We start from the raw sequence: 914 nt of genomic DNA, 5'->3' as shown, positions 1-914 counted from the left end.
CGTAGTAGACCTTCGAGACCTCCCAGGCGGGCCCGGCCTCGGGGTACTCGTCGGCGAGGCCCGCGGCCCGGTACGCCTCCATCGTCACGGCGTGGGCCTGCAGGTGGTCCGGGTGGGGGTAGCCGCCGACCTCGTCGTAGGAGATGAGCACGTGCGGGCGGAACCGGCGCACGAGCGAGATCAGCGGGGCCGCCGCATCCCGGAGCGGGATCTCGGCGAAGCAGTTCGCCGGGAGGGCCGGCAGCGGATCCCCCTCGGGCAGGCCCGAGTCGAGGAAGCCGAGCCAGGCGTGCCGGATGCCGAGGATGCGCGCGGCCTCCGCCATCTCCTCGCGGCGCACGGCCGCGATGTCCCGGTCGGCCCGGGTGGTGTCCCCGAACGACGGGTTGAGCAGGGTGCCGGCCTCGCCGCCGGTGCACGTGACGACCATGACCTCGGCCCCGGCCGCCGCGTAGGCGGCCATGGTGCCGGCCCCCTTCGAGGACTCGTCGTCCGGGTGGGCGTGCACCGCCATGAGGCGCAGCCCGGTGGAGGGCGGCAGGGCGGTGCCTGCGGCGGGCTGGGCCTGGGGGGTCTGATCGGCCACGGGGATCGCACACTCCTGTCCGGATGGCGGGGCCGCCGCGGGGGCGACGGCGTGAGGGGTCCAGGCCGACGTCCTTATCGGCCTCCGGCGGCGGGCAGCGGCTAGGGTGGAGGGGATGTCCCACCACGCCCCCGCGGTCCGCGCGCAGGACCCCACACTAGCCAACCGGTACGGCACGGACCACACGCGTCCGGACCGTCGTCGGCTGTGGGCGGGCCTCGGCGGGCTCGGGCTGGTCGTGGCCGTGCTGCTGTCCGTGTGGATCGGCCTGAACATGTCCGTGGGCGCCATCGAGTACAAGGACGTCGGCTTCACCATCGAGGACGAC

The 914-nt window shown here is 74.6% G+C and carries 2 protein-coding genes; one reads left to right on the top strand and one right to left on the bottom strand.

Annotated elements, in window-relative coordinates:
• A partial coding sequence (gene mca / locus ACFWJO_RS39185; protein ID WP_386873004.1) for a mycothiol conjugate amidase Mca occupies positions 1-586 on the bottom strand: 586 nt, incomplete at its 3' end.
• A gap of 115 nt (positions 587-701) precedes the next feature.
• On the opposite strand from mca, the gene ACFWJO_RS39180 reads away from it, so the two are divergent.
• Positions 702-914, top strand: a 213-nt coding sequence (locus ACFWJO_RS39180) for a hypothetical protein (RefSeq protein WP_386873002.1), incomplete at its 3' end; no start/stop codon positions are given.

Source organism: Streptomyces sp. NPDC127092, from assembly GCF_042722475.1.
GTDB lineage: Bacteria > Actinomycetota > Actinomycetes > Streptomycetales > Streptomycetaceae > Streptomyces.
The sequence above is the reverse complement of the archived record's forward strand: the minus strand, read 5'-3'. Positions and strand labels throughout refer to the sequence as shown.